The organism is Frigoribacterium sp. Leaf8 (genome assembly GCF_001421165.1).
Lineage (GTDB): Bacteria > Actinomycetota > Actinomycetes > Actinomycetales > Microbacteriaceae > Frigoribacterium.
Map to the genome: position 1 here is coordinate 1143923 of NZ_LMKB01000005.1, position 18345 is coordinate 1162267.

The window sequence follows — 18345 nt, forward strand, 5'->3', positions numbered from 1 at the left end:
CATGGTCCTGTTCTTCCACGTCCTCATCATCGCCATCTCGGTCGTCGGCGCCGGCCTCATCTCGGCCGCCCTCGTGGGGCTCGCGACCTCGAAGTAGCGCGCACCCCCTCGGCGTCGCTCGCCCGGATGGAGGTCGTCGACCATCCGGCACGAGGTGGCGGAGTCGACCCCCAAAGACCCGTTTGACGGTCGGACGCGTCGGCCTGCACGATGGCCGCATGTCCGCACTCGACGAACTCCGCGCCACGGCCCACCCGATCCGCCTGCGCCTCCTGTCGCTCCTGACCGGCGTCGCGATGAGCGCCGCCGAGGCCGGTCGCGAGCTCGGGCTGTCGCAGGCGACGGCGAGCTACCACCTGCGCGTGCTCGAGCGCGTGGGTCTCGTCGAGGTCGTCGAGGTGGTCACGATCCGCGGCGGCGAGGCCAAGCGCTACCGGCACCTCTCGTCGGCGCAGCCGTTCCCCGTCGTCCCGCCCTCCGTCGACGGGACCGACGACGACACCGACGCCGAACGCGCCCGCTACGTCGACGCCCTGGCCGACGAGCTGCGTCGCCGCTCCCCGCGGCGGGCGGATGGCCCCCAGATCTCGACCGACGCCGAGCTCTGGGTCGACCCCGAGACCTGGCAGCGGGTCGTGCGCCACGTGGGTCACGCCTCCGCCCTCCTGCACGCCGCCGCGCAGCGCCCCCGGACGCCGGGCACGAACCCGGTGTCGATGACGGCCGCCCTGTTCCCGATGAGGCGACCGTGACCGGGGACGCAGGAGGCGCCTCCTCGGTCCCCCGGGCCCCTCACGACCGCCGGGGTCCCCTCGCACACGGCCCGTTCCGCTGGCTGCTCGCGGCTCGGACGACGGGCGTGCTCGGCAACGCCGTCGCCCCGATCGCCCTCGCGTTCGCCGTGCTCGACCTGACCGGGTCAGCGGCCGACCTCGGCCTGGTCGTCGCGGCCCGGTCGATCGCCAACGTCGCGGTGCTGCTCTTCGGCGGCGTGATCGCCGACCGGCTGCGGCGAGACGTCGTGCTCGTCGGGACGTCGCTCGCCGCCGCCGGGACCCAGGCCGTCGTCGCCTCCCTCGTCGTCACGGGGTCGGCGACGATCCCGCTGCTCGTCGTGCTGAGCGTGCTGAACGGGGCGGTCGCGGCCGTGAGCCTGCCCGCGGCGGCGGCCCTCGTGCCCGAGACGGTGCCCGACGCCCTGCTGCGGCCCGCCAACGCGCTGCTGCGCCTCGGCCTCAACGGCGGCAGCGTCGTCGGGGCGTCGGCGGGGGCGGGGATCGTGGCGGTGGTCGGTCCGGGCTGGGGCCTCGCCGTCGACGCGGCGGGCTTCGCCCTCGCGGGCGTGCTGTACTCGCGGCTGCGGCTGCCCGTCCGGCCCGGCAGCCCGTCGCGCGGCGGGGTCGGCTCCGGCGCGGGCGCGGGCGCGGGGGCGGGCGCTGGGGCGGGCGCTGGCTCAGGCCCGGGCTCGGGCCCGTCGGTGATCGCCGATCTGCGCGAGGGGTGGCAGGAGTTCACCCGGCGCTCGTGGGTCTGGATCGTGGTGGCGCAGTTCGCGGTGCTGAACGCCGCGTTCGTGGGGGCGACGACGGTGCTGGGCCCCGTCGTGGCGGACGGGTCGTTCGGGCGGGCGGCCTGGGGGTTGGTCGTCGCGGCCCAGACGGTCGGGCTCGGCCTCGGAGCCGTCATCGCCCTGCGCTGGCGGCCACGGCACGGCCTCGCCGTGGGCGTGGGGCTGATGGCCGTGACGGCGGTGCCGGTGGCGACGCTCGGACTGGCTCCGGTGGTGCCCGCGCTGGTGGTGGCCTTCCTGTTGGGCGGCGTCGCCCTCGAGATCTTCGCCATCTCGTGGGACCAGTCGTTGCAGAGCCACGTGCCCCGCGCCTCCCTGGCCCGGGTCTACTCGTACGACATGGTCGGCTCGTTCGTGGCCGTGCCGCTCGGTGAGGTGTTCGCGGGGCCGGCGGCGCAGTACGTCGGCACGCGTCCGACGCTGCTCGTCTGCGCCGCGATCATCGTGGCGGCGACCCTCGCGGCCGTCTCGACGCCGGGTGTCCGCCGACTGACGACCGACGAGGTGCGCCCACGGGTCACCGAGCCCTGACGGTCGCCAACTCGTCCCAGTGGGTGGTGGCGCGGGGCGACACCATGTCGCGCTTCATCGACCACCCGCGACGGTGGCGGAGACCCGCGATGCCGAGCCCCAGGGTGTCCTCGCCGAACTTGCCGGCGATGCGGTCGATGACGGCGCCGTAGGCGGGCGGTGCCGCGTCGGCCTCGCCGAAGACGTCGAGGCTCGCATGTTCGTCGCGCGGGGTGAGCTCCATCAGGGTGACGCCCGCCCGGACGTAGCGCTTGCCGGGTTCGAGCTGCGGCCCGAGGGCGGCGATGGCCGAGCGGTACAGCAGGGCGGCGTCGTCGGTGGGCTCGGGGAACGCCACCGACACCGAGTGGTTCGTGTGGGCGGCGCTGTCGGAGAACGGCGAGGTCGCGGTGAAGCACCGCATCATGCGCGTCAACGACCCCTGCCCGCGCAACCGGGCCGCGGCTCGCTGCGTGTAGACCGACAGGACCTCTTCGAGCTCGGTGACGGTCGTGATGGGCACCGCGAACGACCGCGAGTGGTAGATCTGCTCACGGTCGGGCTGCACCTGCTCGATCGGCAGGCAGTCGACCCCGCGCAGTTCGTGCACGACCCGGGCCTGCACGACGCCGAAGCGCGTGCGGATGCGGGCGGCGTCGGCGTCGCGGAGGTCGGCCGCGGTGTGGATGCCGAGCGGCGCGAGCTTCTTCGCGGTGCGGCGACCGATGCCCCAGACGTCGCCGACGTCGACGCTCGCGAGGATCGCCGTCTGCTGCTCGGGGGCGTAGCTGCCCAGGTGGCAGACGCCGGCGAGGGCGGCGTTCTGTTTCGAACCCCGGTTGGCGAGTTTGGCCAGGGTCTTGGTCGGGGCGATGCCGATGCTGACGGGTAGGCCGATGAGCTTGCGCAGGGCGCGGCGGATCTCGCGGGCCTGGGCGATCGTGTCGTCGAGCGAACCGGTCAGCTCGATGAACGACTCGTCGATCGAGTACACCTCTTGGTCGCTGGTGTACCGACTCAGGATCTCGGCCGACCGCGCCGACATGTCGCCGTAGAGCTCGTAGTTGCTCGACACCGCGACCACGCCCTGCATCGCCGCGATCGGGGCGATGCTGTGCCACGGTGCCGCCATGTCGACGTTCAGCGCCTTCGCCTCTTGCGAACGGGCGATGACGCAGCCGTCGTTGTTCGACAGCACGACCACCGGCCGCCCTTCGAGGGCCGGGTTGAAGACGCGCTCGCACGACACGTAGAAGTTGTTGGCGTCGACGATGGCGACGCTGCGCTCGGACGCGGTCGACCGGGATGTCGTAGCGGACTCAGACACGGTGCAGGCACCTCGTCACGACGCCCCAGATCGTCGCCTCGTCGAGCTCGGACAGCACGATCTCGGGGTAGGCCGGGTTCTCGGGGCTGAGCACCATCTGCCCCTGCCGGTACGAGAGGCGCTTGACGGTGAGCTCGGCGTTGACGACCGCGACGACCACGTGGCCGTCGTGGGCGTCGAGCCCCCGGTCGACGACGAGCTCGTCACCGTCGAAGATGCCGGCGCCGGTCATGCTGTCGCCGCTGACCCGCACCAGGAACGTCGCGGTGGGGTCGCGCATCAGGTGCCGGTTGAGGTCGACCGGCCCGTTGTAGTAGCCCTGCGCCGGAGAGGGGAAACCGGCGTGGACGGCTTCGGCGGCCTGCTGCGGCAACAGGTGGTCGGGACGTTCGTCGCCCCCGACGGGGCCGATGACGGCGGTCACCGTGTGCCCTCGCACCCGGCACGGGGGTCGCCGAGGAGGCGCACGCCGGTTCGCACGGACGACTGCCGGTGATCTCTCATCACGCCTCCCACCGAGGACGCTACGTCAGACCACCGACACCGCGCTCCGCGCCGGGACGGCCGCCCCGCCGCGACCGCCGACCCCGCGGGTGCCGCACCACCGCGACCACCGACCCCACGAGTGCCGCGCCACCGGCACGACGTCCCGCCCCGGCACCTCGGGCCACCCCCCGCCGCCCCGGCACTCCGGCACCCCGCCCTGCGCGTCGCCACGCGGTGCGGTGCGGTGCGGGCAATTCCTGCCTCGTGCTGCGACGTTCCGCGGCGGCCCCGAGCCTCCGGGCCCGGGTATTCGCGCTGCGGCACCATCCCGGAGTTGCCGACGCGGATCATGGTGACGCGCGGTCCCGACCGGAGCCGAGCCCGCCCGCACCCCCGGCACGCCCCGCCGCCACCCTGGCACCCCGGCGCCCCGCTCAACCCGCCCTGCGCGTCGCCTCGCGGTGCGGGCAATTCCTGCCTGGTGTCGCACCGAGCTGCGCGAGCCCCGGGACTCGGGGCCCGGGATTCGGCGCTGCGGCACCAGCCCGGAGTTGCCGACACGAGTGCGTGACGACCCGAGCGCACGGCACGGTCACGACGCGACGTGCACGTCCGCACTGCCGAGCCCCGCCCCCCGGCACGCAGGCGCGTGCGGTCGTCGGCGGCGGGAGCCTCAGCCGGCGAGGGCGTCCCGGAGGGCGGTCCCGTGATCGACCAGTCGACCGGCGCGGGCCGACGGGGCCACCTCGTCGAGCCGCTCGACGAGGCGCAGCGCGGCCGCCAGCACGGCCGGTTGGTCGGGGGCGTAGGTGCGGACGGTGTGGAACAGCGAGTCGACGAGCGCCTCCACCGACGGCCACGTGACGAGGACGGCGGGTGCACCCCGGTCGTCCAGCAGCGCCGTGACGGGCTCGCCCCGACGCCACAGCGGGACGAGCACTCCGGCCGACATGTCGAGCGCGCTCACCGCGGTGTACGGGTCGTTGCTCCCCGAGGCGAGACCGCGCACGGCGATCTCGACGAGTTGCTGCAGGGCGAACCCGACGTCCTGGTGAGGCGTCCGGGCGGGCCCCAGGGTGGTCGCCCGTCGCAGTTCACGGACCGTGTCGGACCCCGGGGAGGCGCTGGTCACCGCGAGCGGGTCCCCCACGATCACGTACCGGCCGGGCATCGCGACGACCTCCACGACGAGGCCGTCACGCACGGCGACGCGTCGGAGCGCCTCGAACGCGACGGTCTGCACGTAGCCGTCGGCGTCGGCACGGACGACGGCCGCGTCGGCCGGGAGCGGACCGTCCGCCGAGGACCGGACCCGCGCCTCCTGGCTGACGTCGTCGGCGGGGCTCGTGGGGTAGACGACGTCGGTCACGGCCCGGAGGTCGTCGAGCACGCGCGCCTGCAACGAGGTGATCTGCACCGAACCGGCGATGTGGTGGATGAAGAAGACCAGCACCCCCACGTCGAACACGCTGAGCAGGACCGCGACGTGGACGGCGATCACCGGGACGAACGCGCTGGTGTCGTCGACCTCGGTGTGGACGGTGCGCATCACGACGATGCAGTAGAGGAAGGTCGAGGTGAAGGTCGCCAGCACGAACTGGTTGGCACGGTCGGCCATGAAGTTGCGGACGAGTCGCGGGCCGTAGGTCGACGACGTCGTGGCGAGCACCGAGATCGTGATCGAGAACGACGTCCCGGCCACGGTCAGCATCGACGTCCCGATGCCCGAGAGCAACGACCGTCCCCCGGAGGCGCTGAGGGCACCCAGCAGCGGCAGCCCCTCGGTCACCGTCGTCGGCAGGGACCTGTCGACCGTCACCAACACCTCGGCGAGGACGACGGCGACGAGCCCGAACACGGCGGGCAGGAACCAGAACGACTCCCGCACGCGGGTCAACGACAGCATGCCGCCGAGCGTAGACGGTGCCTCCCGCCGGGCACCGCCGGAGGGGAGGACGCCGCCACCGACGCCCCCGCCGATCAGCGGGTCGTGACCACGCGCCGTCCGAGGTCGGAGTCGAGCATCGTGTCCATGGCCGTGCCCACCAGGCGGTCCCCGAGGGGGCGCTCGATGCGGCCGGAGGCGACCAGCGAGGCGATCCCCTGCATCGTCGCCGCGAAGAGCATCTTGAAGTGGTCGCGCGACTCGTCACCGGACGCCTCGGACTCCGTCGGCCCCAGGGCTCCGTCGAGGACGGCGAAGAGGGTGCCCGCCGCCTCGTGCACGGCCTCGGGCTTCGTCGTCACCTTGGTCTGGAACATGAGCTCCATCAGCGCGGCATCGTCGACGGCGAAGTCGACGTAGGCCCGGGCGACGCGATGGAGGCGTTCCGTCCGACCTCCCCCGCCGTCGAGCGCGCGTCGGACCGCGGTGGTGAGCCGCTCGAACCCGGCTCCGGCGAGCGCGTCGAGCAGCGCCTGCCGATCGACGAAGTGGCTCCGGGGGGCACCGTGACTGACCCCGGCCCGACGGGCGAGGTCGCGGAGCGAGAGGCCGTCGACGCCGGACTCGCGCACGACCTCGATCGCCTCGTCCAGCAGCACGGCGCGCAGGTTCCCGTGGTGGAAGGGCCGCTGCGTCATGCCTCGATCCTAATCCCCGACTAGTCATTGACTAGATACTAGACACCGCCTAGATTGAGGCCATGACGACTCCACGCACCCTCCTCGTGCTCGGCGCCACGGGGCAGACCGGGCAGCACTTCACGCGACTGGCACTCGACGCCGGGCATCGACTCCGCGCTCTCGCGCGGACGCCCGGCAAGCTCGCGATCGAGCACGACGACCTCGAGGTCGTCCAGGGCTCCCTCGACGACGACCTCGACCTCGACGCCCTGCTCGGCGGCGTCGACGCCGTCGTGATGATGGTCGGGGACGCGGCCGCCCAACGCGAGCGGCAGGTGAACGCGACCTTCGTCCGAGCGCTCGTCCCCGCCATGCGCCGCAGCGGCACGCGGCGACTCCTGTACCAGGCCGGGGGCCTGAGCGCGGCACCGGGCAAGCCCCTCGCACCGGTGCTGCGGATCGTCCGCAGCACGATCGCCCGCGCGTACATCGGCCAGCACGAGGACAACGAGGCCGTCATGCGCTACCTCGACCAGGACGCCCGTGACGTCGAGTGGATGGTCCACCGGGCCGGCATCGGCTCCGACGGCCCGTCCAAGGGCGAACTGCACCGCTCCTCCTCGTTCATCAGCATCGGCACGTTCGCCGACTGCGCCGCCTACGACCTGCGGCTGCTCTTCGATGATTCGGCCGTCCACACCTGCGACGGCAGCCGCTACCGGCGGGGCTGATCGACCACCGGAGCTGCTGATCGACTACCGCGGGGCGCTGGTCCGCAGGGCGGCGGCGAGGACGACCTCGAGAGCCTGCACCTGGCGCGCCGCGGTCCAGCGGCCGGGGTCGCCGGTCGCCAGGCTCGAGACCCCCTCCACCGCCGCGACGAGGGCCGCCGCCCGGGTGCCCGCCTCGTCGTGGCCCCCGGGATCACCGACCCCGAGCAGTCGCGTCAGACGGTCGGCGAAGGCGCGGCTGGCGAGGGCGTGCCGCTCGGCCAGGACGGGATCGTCGAGCGCCGCGGCCAGGAAGCCGACCCACACGCGGGCCTCGGCGAGACGCTCGTCGTCGGTCGGCAGGGTGCCCAGGACGACGGCGCGTACGGCGGCCACCGCGTCGCCGGCATCGCCCTCGAGCGCGTCCGAGCGCTCGCGGGTGCGCTCGTGGAGCACGTCCCGGGCGTGGAGCAGCAGGGCCTGCTTGTCCCGGAAGGTGTGCAGGACGAGGCCCGTGGTGCAGCCCGCCCGTTCGGCGACCGCGCGGAGGGTGAGCCCCGTCGGCCCGCGCTCGGCGAGGGTCGTGAACACGGCGTCCGAGAGACGCCTCCGGGTGTCGTCCACGTCACGCGTCCTGCTCATCCCGTGATCGTAACGCATGTTACCGTAACGGTTGTCACGAAAGGACGACCCATGCGCTGGACGATCACCCGGACCCCCTTCGACCACCCCGACGCCGACGGCCTCCGCCGCGCACAGCGGGTCGAACTCGACGCCCGGTACGGCAGCGACGACCACGAGCCGGGCACGCCGCCGTCGGCGGCCGACGTCCCGGTGTTCCTCGTCGCCCGCGCGGACGACGGCCGGCCGATCGCCTGCGGTGGCCTGCGCCCTCTCGCCGACACGGTGGTCGGCCCGGCCACGGTCGAGGTCAAACGCATGTACGTCTCGCCCGAGGCGCGGGGATCGGGGGTCGCGACCGCCGTCCTCCGAGCCCTCGAGGACGCCGCTCGCGACCTGGGCTCCCGCCGGATCGTGCTCGAGACGGGCATCCTCCAGCCGGACGCCATCCGCTTCTACGAACGAGAGGGCTACGAGAGCATCCCGCTCTTCGGCTCGTACGCCGGGTCGGCCGAGTCGGTCTGCTTCGCCCGCGACGTCTGAGCCGCGGCCGCGGCACCCCGTCGACCCGCAGGCGCCCTGCCGACCCGCAGGCGCCCTCCCGACCCGCGGCGGGGCATCCCTCTCGGGGCGGGGCACGTCTTCTGGGGTAGGGACAGCCGCCGGTAGATGCGGCATCGTGTCCGTCAGACCTCCCGTCGGCGATTCGTGACGAAACCTGCTCGACCCTCGTCCCCATTGCTGAGGCCACGTCCCACCAGCGTGCGACCCGGAGAGGAGGACCAGGAGATCACCGTGCCCAGCACCTACATGCCCGCGACCGGACCGGCGCCCGACGAACGCGCACCGGACGAGCGCGCACCGGACGAGTTCCGCCGGGACGCCTGGTCGAGCGACGACGTCGAGGAGGCGCGCGACAGTCTGCAGACGGTCCTCGCCGGACGCGACTTCCGCGCCCGCGTCGGCCCGGAGCCGTTCGCGTTCCGCTTCGCCTCCGCCGGCGACGCCCGTCTGGCCCTGCAGACCGGCACCTTCACCGGTCACCTGCAGGGCACGATCCCGTGGTCCCGGGACTACGTCGTGTCCTGGTTCCAGCAGGGGTCCGTGACCATCGACCACCCCACCGGGCAACTCACCAGCGTGGGCACCCGGCCGTTCCTGACCCCGACCGAGACGTCGTTCTCGTTCGTCATGACGCCCCACCGGCACGGCATCGTCCACATAGACGGCGCCTTCTTCGAGGAGGTCGCCACCGAACGCCACGGCGGGCCGGCGCAACGGATCGTCTTCGACTACGCCGCCGTGCCGAGCGACGTCGCCCTCGCCGCCTGGCAGCGCACCCTCGGCGCCGCCACCCCGACGATCGTCGACCCGCGGACCCCTCCCCTCGCCCGCCACGGCGCCCAGACGGCGATCGTCAGGACGCTGCTGGACGTGTTCCCGTGGCGAGCGGTCGACGTCCCCGACACCCTGCGCACCGAGCGGACGAAACGCCTGCGACTCGCCGCCGAGTACGTCCACGCCTACGCCGATCAGGCGATCTCGTCGGCGGACATCGCCACGGCAGCCGGCATGCACACCCGGACCCTGCAGCAACTGATGAACGAGCACCTGGGCTCCAGTCCGTCGAAGTACCTGAGACACGTCCGCCTCGACCGGGTGCGCCAGGACCTCGTCGCGGGCGACCCGGGGACGACCCTCGTCTCGGAGGTCGCCGGCCGCTGGGGCTTCGGGAACATGGGCCGGTTCTCGGCCGCGTACCTGGCCCGCTTCGGCGAGCACCCGAAGGACACCCTGGCGCGCTGAGCGGTCGGAGGCGCGGGTTCCGTCATCGCCGGTGGTCCGTGTATCGTCTCCCTCACTGAGGTAAAAGGCGTCGCGATCCGCGACGCACCCGCACGCGGCATCGGACGATCCGCCACTTCTTCCCTCGAAGGAGTGCGCCCTCGTGTCGCCCAGCCCCCACCTCGTCCGCCGCGCCGGCCTCCGCACCGGCGACGCGCCTCCTCGCCTCTCGGACGCCTGGATCGCCCTCGCCGGGTTGTCCGCGGTGTTCCTGTTCGAGATGCTCGACAACTCGGTGCTGAACGTCGCGCTGCCGACGATCGGCCGCGAGCTGGACGCCTCGACGACGGGCCTGCAGTGGGTGTCCGCCGCCTACTCGGTCGCCTTCGGCGGGCTCATGCTGCTGTTCGGCGCCGTCGCCGACCGCGTCGGCCGCCGCCGCGTGATGATGACGGGACTCGTCCTGCTGGCCGCGGCGAGCCTCGCCACCGCGGCGGTCACGACGACCGGGGAACTCGTCGCCGTTCGCGTGCTCATGGGGGTCGCGGCCGCGATGACCACACCGGGGTCGATGGCGCTGGCGTTCCGCCTCTTCGACGACGAGGGCCTGCGCGTCCGCGCGCTGACCGTCATCTCGACCGCGGGGCTCGTCGGACTCGCCGTCGGACCGACGGTCGGCGGGTTCGTGCTGGCCGTCGCCCCGTGGCAGGTGCTGCTGCTCGCCGACGCGCCGATCGCCGTCCTGGCCCTGGTCGGCATCGGGCTCGGTGTCGCCCGGGACGACCCCGCGGGGCTCCGACGCGACCCGGTCGACGTCGCCGGAGCGCTGCTCGGCACGGCGACCGTGTCCACCGCCCTCGTGACGCCGACCGTCCTCGTGGAGTCGGGTGGCACCTCCGGGTGGGGGTGGCTCGGCGTCGCCGTGACCGTCGTCGGCGCCGTCGGGTTCGTGGCCCGGGAGCGGTCCGCCCGGCACCCGGTGGTCGACCTCTCGCTGCTCGCCCGTCCGTTGGTGTCGAGCGGCCTCGCGTTCAAGGCGGCGTCGGGCCTCGCCGTCGCCGGGCTCTCGTACCTGGTGACGCTCCAGCTGCAGTTCGCCTGGGGCTGGCCGCCGGCCCTGGCCGCCGTGGGGACGCTTCCGCAGGTCGTCGTGCTGCTCGCCGGCGGGCGCCTCGTCGGGCCGTTCGTCCGGCGGGTCGGTCTGGCCCGGGCGGCGGGGATCAGCGCGGCGTCGGTCGTCGCGGGCCTCGCGGTCTTCGGCGCCCTGGGTCGCCACGGGTACGTGTGGGTGCTCGTCGCGCTCGTGCTGGTCGCGGCGGGGATGCGCGTGGTCGGGGTCGTCGCGGGCGCCTCGGTGCTCACCGGCCTGCCCGCCGACCGCACCTCGGTCGGTGCCGCCCTGGTCGACACGTCGAGCGAGCTCGCGAGCGGTGCCGCCGTCACCGTGGCCGGGACGGTCGTCGCCGTGCTCGTCGGCGGCAGCATCACCACGACCACCTGGACGGCCGCACGTCTGGCCACGTTCCAGGACGCCCTGACGGTCGCGGCCCTCGGGCTCGCCGTCGTCGCCGCCGCGCTCGTCGCGGTCGGGACGACCCGTGCGCGGGCCGCCGACGGCAGGGCCGACCGCGGTCGCACCGACCCCGGCCGCGGCGACCCCGGCCGCACCGAACCCGCCCCCGGACCGCTCTCGACCCCGACCCGTTCCACCACCACCACCGAGGAGACCTCCCGTGCCTGACACCACCGCCCTGCCCCGTCCGCCGTTCGACCCCGAGTTCGCGCCCTTCCTGGAGGCGATGGACGCCCGCGGCCGCTTCCGCCTCGAGACCGGGATGCTGCCCCGGATGCGACAGCTCGAGACGACGGAGGCGCAGCTCGACGAAGGACTGCACGCCCGCGGTCTCGAGAGGCGCAGCATCACCGTCCCCGGGCACCTCGGCGACCCGATCGACCTCGCGGTCGTCCAGCGGATCGGCCGCACCGGGCCGGCGGCCTGCGCCTACGCGATCCACGGGGGCGGCATGATGTTCGGCCACCACCTCGGCAACCTCGACTCGTACGACGACTGGCTGCTCGTGCACGACGTCGTCCTCGTCAGCCCCGACTACCGCCTCGCGCCCGAGCACCCCGATCCCTACCCGGTCGAGGACTGCTACGCCGGTCTCGTCTGGGTCGCCGAGCACGCCGACGAGCTCGGCGTCGACCCCGACCGCGTGGTCGTCGTCGGCCAGAGCGCCGGGGGCGGGCTCGCCGCGGGCACCGCGCTCCTGGCCCGTGATCGACGCGGCCCGGCCCTTCTCGGGCAGGTGCTCGTCAGCCCCATGCTCGACGACCGCGACGCGACCGTCTCCGCCCGGCAGTTCGACGGGGTGGGCGTCGCCGACCGGGAGATGACCCGGTTCGGCTGGGACGCCTACCTCGGCGGCCGTCGCGGTGACGACGACGACGTGTCGTTCTACGCCGCTCCCGGCCGCGCGACCGACCTCGCGGACCTGCCACCGGCCTACGTCGACTGCGGCAGCGCGGAGGTGTTCCGCGACGAAGCCGTCGCCTACGCGGGGGCGCTCTGGGCGGCCGGGGTGCAGGCCGAGCTCCACGTGTGGCCGGGGGCATTCCACGGGTCGGCGAGCATGCTGCCGCAGGCGACCCTGTCGCGCCGAGCCGTCGCGGCCCTGCGGGACTGGACCGGGCGCCTCCTCGGCTCTGCCGCCTGATCGAGGCCGAGATGGAGCCCGGTCACGATCAGGGGGCGCCGCGGCGGCGACGGGACACGCTCAGGAGTCCCGCCGCCGCGCGGCGAGGGCGAGGAGCGCACCGAGACCGAGGAGGCCGAGCACCGCGATGCCGAGGACGGCCGGTTCGCTGCCCGTGAAGGCGAGCAGACGGTCACCCCGTGACGCTCCGGGCCCGGTCGACGGGTCCGAGGTCGTGCCCGCGGCACCGACGGCATCGACGGGTGCCTCCGGGTCGACGGGGGCGCCCGGGTCGACCGGGGCACCCGGGTCGACCGGCACACCGGGATCGACCGGCTCCCCCGGGTCGACGGCCGGCAGGAGGCCCGCGTCGATGCCGAGGTCCCGGTCGACCCCGACGAGCTCGTCCCCCTCGAGGACGGTCGAGAGCGCCACCGTCGCGGTTCCGTCGAGCCCGGCGTCGGAGTCGACGGTGTCGTCGTCTCCCTGGTGGCGTGCGGTCCAGGCCCGGTCGAGCAGCGAGGAGAAGGCGACGGTGTACTCCCCCGGGCGGAGCCCGTCAAAGACGTACGTGCCCGCGACGTCGGTCGTGGTGCGCCGCTCGACCCGACGGCCCCGGTCGTCGGTGCCGGTGAGGGTCACCGGGAGGAACGGGATGCCGGCCTCGGCAGGCCCCTGGAGCCCGTCGGCGTCCGCGTCGTCCCACACGCGGTCGCCGACGGCTCCGGCGACGACGGTGATGGCGGCCCGGTTCGAGAACGCGGCGAGCGCGAGGTTCGTCGCGCGGAGGCCGAAGCGGTTGGTGACGACGTCCCCGTCACGTGCCTCCGTCGTCGTCGCGGTCAGGTCGTGCGTGACGACCTCGCCGACGTCGACGGCCGTGGTCCGCTGGATGCGGACGGCGGTGACGTCCTCGAGCGCCACCTGGTCGCCGCCCGTCCCGATGCGGGACGCGTCGAACCAGGCGGTGTCGCCCCCGGGGGCGTTGCTCGGGTCGTCGCCGTCCAAGGAGATGCCGCCCGGGGCAGCGGTGGTGTAGCGGACGCGTTCACCGGCGTCGGGGTCGACCTCGACCGGGGCGGCGAGTTCGACCTGCCCCCCGCTGGCCCCGACGGTGGGCAGGACGTCGATCAGGTCGACGGCCGCGATGGGGACGGAGTCGGTGTTGCGGTACTCGAGCGTCCAGACGAGGTCGTCGCCGACGACGACGGTGGGCTCCTCCGCGGTCTTCTGGACGCCGATGCCGCTCGAGGACTCGACGCGGACGCCTCGGAGTGCCGTGCGGAGCCCTTCGGGCGACAGGTCGTCGTCGGCGGCGACGTGGGCGGTGTTGTTCACGGACCCCGGCGGGGCCGTCCCGGACACGTCGAGCCGGTACGTGAGGGGCGCGATCGGACGGTTGGGGACGACGTCCTCGAGGGTCCAGACGATCGTCTCGTGGAGCTCACCGTCGATCGTCGTGGTCTCGACGCTCGTCGGTTCGAGGGAGCTCGAGCCACGCTGGTACGTCGTGTGCGCGGGCAGGACGTCCGTCACGGTGAGGACCTGGGGGCGGCCCCCCTCCGTCGCGTTCGTCAGCGTCGGGTAGAGGGCGTAGTCCATGCTCGTGCCGGCGACGACGAACGCGGTCTTGTCGGGGGTGGTCTCGGCGGTGGTGCCGGGGTCGACGACCTTCTTCACGACCCGGGCCCTGACCTGCGTGACGATGACGCTGTCGGCCAGCGGCCCGACACCGTTGGCCGCGGGCGCCGTGTCGTGGACCCAGGCGCTCGTGCCGTCGAAGAACGAGCCGAAGTCGTGGACGCGGGTGTCGTTCGGGGCGGCCTGCACCTCGAAGTAGCTGAAGAGGTTGCCGGCCCGCCCACCGGCGACCGTCCCGACGGCGCGGATCTTCCCGATCGCGTCGACACCGCCGGGCACGTCGTCGGGGCTGTCGTACCACGGGCCGTCGGAGTCGTCGCACGTGGCGTCCCGACCGACGGTGGGGTCCGTGAAGGAGAACGCCGCGTACTCGATGCGGACGCCCTCGTTCCAGCCGTTGGTGGTGGCGTGCTCGCCGAACAGCGTCGTCAGCTGTTGGAAGCGGTTGTCGTAGACGTCGCAGGCGATCGCTCCGACGTAGTCCGAGACGCCCCTGTTCGCGAGGGAGACCTGGGAGCGGAGGCGCGTCCCGGGGGTGACGTAGGGGTCTCCCGACTTCGCGGAGCCGACGGCGGTGGAGCCGTCCGCCCGGGTCTGGCCGAGGTGCTTGAAGCCCCCTCCCGGGACGAAGAACGACAGGTTGCGGTCGACCGAGTTGTTCGCCAGCGGCTCGGTCGAGCCCGGGAAGTTGGACGAACCGCTGATGCCCGTCGTCTGCAGCGGGGTGAAGGTGTTGGTCGCGATGAGGGACTGGCCGGCATCGAGGGCGGGAACCCAGATGCTGATGTACCCGCTGATCACGTAGGGCTTGACGCCCCCCTGGATCGGCTGGCCGGTGGCGCTCTGCGAGGGGATGCCCCTCGACGGCGTGATGTCGGTGTCGGTGCCCGTGATGGTCACCTCGACGGGCTGCCCCGGAGCGGACTGCGTGCACTCGAAGCGGCCGGAGTGCAGCACCGTCGTGGACCTCCCCCCGCTGCCGCCGGGGAGGACCGGGAAGGTGCGCCCGTCGTTGAGCCCGCAGGCGGCCCGCCCGTCGTGGCCGAAGAGGACCGCGGGGGACGGCAGGTCGCCGAACATCCGGGAGACGTCGTCCTGGAAGGTGAAGGTGCCGCTCGAGCGTTCATAGCCGAGGAGCCCCTGCCCGGGGACCACGGGCTCCCACGCGACGGTCACGGGGTACTGGAGGACCGTCCCCTCCGTCCCGTCGGGGCCGACGACACCGGGGTGGAAGGTGGAGTTCGCGACGGATTTCGCGAGGTCGAAGCGCGGTGCCGCGGAGACCGTCGTCGCCACGGATGTGACGGGCCCTGCCGGTTCGGCGACGCCGTCACCGGTCACGGTGCCCGTGATGGCGACCGTGCCGCCGCCGGCCCGAGAGTCGATGGTCAGGACGACCGGGGTCGCGAGGACCTGCCCCTCGCCGACGGTGCCGACGTTGCAGGTGAGTTCGGGGCCGACGATCGCGGAGCCGTCGACCTCGCAGGTGTTCGGCATCCCGGCCCACGTGGTGCCGTCGGGTGCGGTCACGGTGAACCGCTCGTTCGTCACCGAGCCGCCATTGGCGCTGACGGTGACGCGGTAGGTGATGGCGTCGAAGGTGCGGACGATGCCGTTGGAGGCGCCGGCGTCGGCACCGGGGCCCTCGGCGGGCGTGAAGGGGCCGCTGCCGTCGGCGCGGCGCTCGATGTCGAGGTCGACGGTCGCGGTCGAGGCGGCGGCAGCCGGGGCCGACGTCGGAGCAGCCGGCTCCGTGGCGGTGGGCGTCGCCGCGGCCGGTGCCGCGGCAGCCGGTGTCGCCGCGGCCGGTGTCGCCGCGAAGGCCGCGGTGACCATGGCCAGGGCCACCGTCGCACCGACCCCTCGGATCGATGTGGTCGTCTTCATCGTGTGGCCCCTTCGCCGATCGTCGACACGCCACCCGGAAGGTGACATGTTCGAGTTCACATGTCGGTTGCCATGCTAGGGCGCGTCGAAGGCAGGGGGAACCCCCCGGAAGAAGGTGACTCGACCCCTCGTCAGTCGCGCTTGGCGCAGGTGACCTGGTCGGCGGACTGGCCCGAGACGTTCCCGGGGAGGGCCGCCGAGGTCGGTGCGGGTGTGGGCGCCGGGGTCGCTCCGGCGCCCGGGACGACGTCGACCGCCCCGTCGGTCGCCTCGCCCGACGGCTCGCCCCCGGCACCCGTGGACGGAGACGCCGACACACCCGGCACGGCCGGGGCGGCCGGGTCGAGCACCGCCGACCGTCCGAGGCTGTCCGCCGAGAGGGTCAGCGGCAGGTTGCGCTGCAGGGCGTCGTCGAGCACCGCCGCGGCCGACTCGTCGACCAGCACGCGGTTGCGGTCGGCGGGATCGTCCACCGCCGGGTACTGCACGAAGACCATGTTCGACAGCCCGACCGTGTTCACGGCGAGGGCGAGCTTGGCGAGGGTCGACGCGTCGGCCAGCGTGTCGCTCAGCGTCATGTTGGCGAACGCCACCCTCGCGATCGCCAACACCTTGGTCGGGTCGGTCAGCGTCCCCGCCGACACCGTCTGCCGGGCGAGCGCCGAGAGGAACGTCTGTTGGTTGCTGATCCGCCCGAGGTCGCTCGAGTCGCCGACCCCGTAGCGCGAGCGGAGGAAGGCCCCCGCCTCGGCCCCCGACAACGTCCGCGTGCCGGCCGGGAGGTCGAGTGCGGGCTGGACCTCGGTGTCGCGGATCGGCGTCGCCAGGCACACCTCGACGCCGCCGATGGCGTCGGCCATCGACACGACCCCCTCGAACGTGATCGATCCCGCGTAGTCGATCTGCAGTCCGGTCAGCTGTCCGATCGTCTGGGCCACGCACGACAGTCCGTTCTTCGGCCCGCCACGTCCCAGCGCGGTGTTCAGCATCGCGCCCGAGGTCGCCGGGCTGACCGTGCCGTCGTCGTTCGGGCAGGCCGGCATCGGCACGATGAGGTCGCGCGGGAAGCTCACGACCGCCATGTTCGTGTGGTCCTCGGAGATGTGCACGAGCACCGTGGAGTCGTTCTTGCCCGCCCCCGAGCTGGCCTGCTGGTTGGCGGCGTCGTCGAACCCGGTGCCCAGCCCCTCGCGGGTGTCGGTGCCGATCAGCAGCAGGTTCACCTCACCGGTCTGCGCCGTCAGCTGCGGCACGGGCGAGGCGGACGACCCGTCGGGTCCGGCGAGCTGCACCGTGGGCCTCGCACCCTGCAGCACCTGCCACGTGGCGATGGCCGCGATCGAGGTCGTGCTGACGAGGACCACGGCCAGCGCGGCCGCCGTCACCTTCGCCGCGAACGCCATGGGGTGCCCACGGCGGAGGCGACCGTGGCGGGCGATCCCGCCCTGCCGCACCGCGCCTCCTCGATCGGAGGGGTCGTCGTGGCCGTCGAGGGCCCGCTCGGTGCGTCCGTCGTCGGTCATGCGCGCCCCCTCGGCGAGAGAGGGCTCGGGAGACCCTCGTCGGGACGAAGCATAGGAGGCGCGGGCCGGGAAACCCCGGAGGTCGCCCCGTCGGCGTCCCCGGCCGTCGCGGTCAGGCGGTCTCGCCGAGCGTGGCCGGCGCGACGGCGGGGAGGACGTCCTCGGTCCAGTCGACCCTCAGGGAGCCGGACCCCGACCCCGACCAGCTACGCAACTCGGCGCCGACCGTGTCGCGGAACGTGGCCGCCTCGTCCTGGTCGCCCACGACGACGTCGAGCCGCAGCCGCGCCAACTGCTCGGTGACGCGGACCGGCAGGCCCCAGGCCTGCAGCACGAGCACCTCGGACGCGGCGCTCAACGCCGGGAAGTGCCGCCGGAGCTTCTGCTCGACGACGTGCAGCACGGCCACCTCGTCGGTGGGGCGGATCACTCCGGTCAGCGAGATCATGCCTGATGGTCCGCCCGGGAGGTTACGGCAGTGTGGCCGCCCGCTGTGAAAGCACCCGGGCCTCGCTTCCTCCCCCGCGGCGGCTTGTCCCCCGACCGGTCCCCCGCGGCCACGACCGTGTTGGCAGATCGGCCCCGGGTGGGCATGATCGTCACATGGCGAAAAAGCTCAAGACGGCCCACCGCGACCTCGTCGAGGCGCTCGACCACCACCGCAAGGTCATGCAAGAGAAACCGCTGTCGAGCAAGCGCGCCGGTCGGGCGACCGCCAAGCTGCGACTCGCCGTCTCGGCCTACTCGGCGGTCGTCGCCGACAAGACGGGCCAGCCCGACCCGTTCGTCGACTACGACGCCCTCGACCCGGCCACCGTCGCGTCGCTCGCCGCCGAACGCGACGCCATCGCCCACAAGAAGTCGTCCGACCAGGGCACGCTCGACTGACCCGGCCGCGCCGCGCCTCCTCGGGTGGTGTCGCACCGCCGACTGGACGTCGCACCGCCCACATCGACGGTGCGATGCTCAGTCGGCGGTGCGATCCCGGCCCGTCGACTCGGGGCGGGCGACTCGGGGCGGACTA

The 18345-nt window shown here is 73.5% G+C and carries 16 protein-coding genes; 8 read left to right on the plus strand and 8 right to left on the minus strand.

The features are described 5' to 3' along the window. The first annotated feature begins 218 nt into the window (after window positions 1–218). Both ASL10_RS09990 and ASL10_RS09995 read left to right on the plus strand, forming a co-directional pair. Complete coding sequence (locus ASL10_RS09990; RefSeq protein WP_056047848.1) at window positions 219–752, plus strand: transcriptional regulator; 534 nt, start codon at window positions 219–221, stop codon at window positions 750–752. Then, window positions 749–2101, plus strand: coding sequence for an MFS transporter (locus ASL10_RS09995; RefSeq protein WP_056046760.1), 1353 nt, complete (start codon window positions 749–751; stop codon window positions 2099–2101). The genes ASL10_RS09990 and ASL10_RS09995 overlap by 4 nt, the downstream gene beginning before the upstream one ends. Here ASL10_RS09995 and ASL10_RS10000 read toward each other — a convergent pair. The 4 genes from ASL10_RS10000 to ASL10_RS10015 all read right to left on the minus strand — a co-directional run bounded on the left by ASL10_RS10000 (window position 2088) and on the right by ASL10_RS10015 (window position 6476). Then, window positions 2088–3407, minus strand: coding sequence for a Y-family DNA polymerase (locus ASL10_RS10000; protein WP_056046762.1), 1320 nt, complete (start codon window positions 3405–3407; stop codon window positions 2088–2090). The two genes, ASL10_RS09995 and ASL10_RS10000, sit on opposite strands and share 14 nt — an antisense overlap. Then, complete coding sequence (locus ASL10_RS10005; RefSeq protein ID WP_148076764.1) at window positions 3400–3831, minus strand: LexA family transcriptional regulator; 432 nt, start codon at window positions 3829–3831, stop codon at window positions 3400–3402. Before ASL10_RS10005 ends, ASL10_RS10000 begins: the two co-directional genes overlap by 8 nt. 735 nt (window positions 3832–4566) lie before the next feature. Further along, the gene (locus ASL10_RS10010) at window positions 4567–5799 is read right to left on the minus strand and encodes a DUF2254 domain-containing protein (protein ID WP_056046764.1); all 1233 of its coding nucleotides are present in this window, start codon (window positions 5797–5799) and stop codon (window positions 4567–4569) included. Between the two features lie 74 nt (window positions 5800–5873). Next, window positions 5874–6476 (minus strand): TetR/AcrR family transcriptional regulator, encoded by a 603-nt coding sequence (locus ASL10_RS10015; protein ID WP_056046766.1) that lies wholly within the window; start codon window positions 6474–6476, stop codon window positions 5874–5876. Between the two features lie 62 nt (window positions 6477–6538). Here ASL10_RS10015 and ASL10_RS10020 point away from each other — a divergent pair, with 62 nt between their 5' ends. Beyond that, complete coding sequence (locus ASL10_RS10020; RefSeq protein WP_056046768.1) at window positions 6539–7189, plus strand: NAD(P)-dependent oxidoreductase; 651 nt, start codon at window positions 6539–6541, stop codon at window positions 7187–7189. Between the two features lie 24 nt (window positions 7190–7213). On the opposite strand, the gene ASL10_RS10025 is transcribed toward ASL10_RS10020, so the two are convergent. Further along, entirely contained in the window at window positions 7214–7810 is a 597-nt protein-coding gene (locus tag ASL10_RS10025) for a TetR/AcrR family transcriptional regulator (protein WP_056046770.1), read from the minus strand. 51 nt (window positions 7811–7861) lie between these two features. Here ASL10_RS10025 and ASL10_RS10030 point away from each other — a divergent pair, with 51 nt between their 5' ends. The 4 genes from ASL10_RS10030 to ASL10_RS10045 all read left to right on the plus strand — a co-directional run bounded on the left by ASL10_RS10030 (window position 7862) and on the right by ASL10_RS10045 (window position 12291). Next, complete coding sequence (locus ASL10_RS10030) at window positions 7862–8332, plus strand: GNAT family N-acetyltransferase (RefSeq protein WP_056046772.1); 471 nt, start codon at window positions 7862–7864, stop codon at window positions 8330–8332. A gap of 252 nt (window positions 8333–8584) precedes the next feature. Beyond that, complete coding sequence (locus ASL10_RS10035; protein ID WP_157485364.1) at window positions 8585–9595, plus strand: helix-turn-helix domain-containing protein; 1011 nt, start codon at window positions 8585–8587, stop codon at window positions 9593–9595. 142 nt (window positions 9596–9737) lie between these two features. Then, window positions 9738–11315: an MFS transporter gene (locus tag ASL10_RS10040; RefSeq protein WP_324289755.1), complete on the plus strand. Its 1578-nt coding sequence runs from the start codon at window positions 9738–9740 to the stop codon at window positions 11313–11315. Further along, a complete protein-coding gene (locus tag ASL10_RS10045; protein ID WP_056046776.1) occupies window positions 11308–12291 on the plus strand; it encodes an alpha/beta hydrolase in 984 nt (327 codons plus the stop codon). Before ASL10_RS10040 ends, ASL10_RS10045 begins: the two co-directional genes overlap by 8 nt. 60 nt (window positions 12292–12351) lie before the next feature. On the opposite strand, the gene ASL10_RS16680 is transcribed toward ASL10_RS10045, so the two are convergent. The 3 genes from ASL10_RS16680 to ASL10_RS10060 form a co-directional block, all read right to left on the minus strand. Then, on the minus strand, window positions 12352–15798 hold the full coding sequence (locus tag ASL10_RS16680; protein WP_056046778.1) for an SdrD B-like domain-containing protein: 3447 nt from the start codon (window positions 15796–15798) through the stop codon (window positions 12352–12354). A gap of 131 nt (window positions 15799–15929) precedes the next feature. Next, window positions 15930–17321 (minus strand): LCP family protein, encoded by a 1392-nt coding sequence (locus ASL10_RS10055; RefSeq protein WP_082460339.1) that lies wholly within the window; start codon window positions 17319–17321, stop codon window positions 15930–15932. A gap of 112 nt (window positions 17322–17433) precedes the next feature. Next, complete coding sequence (locus ASL10_RS10060) at window positions 17434–17769, minus strand: hypothetical protein (RefSeq protein ID WP_056046780.1); 336 nt, start codon at window positions 17767–17769, stop codon at window positions 17434–17436. Window positions 17770–17924: 155 nt separating this feature from the next. On the opposite strand from ASL10_RS10060, the gene ASL10_RS10065 reads away from it, so the two are divergent. Beyond that, window positions 17925–18209, plus strand: a complete 285-nt coding sequence (locus ASL10_RS10065; protein WP_043595140.1) for a hypothetical protein — start codon at window positions 17925–17927, stop codon at window positions 18207–18209. Window positions 18210–18345 lie beyond the last annotated feature (136 nt).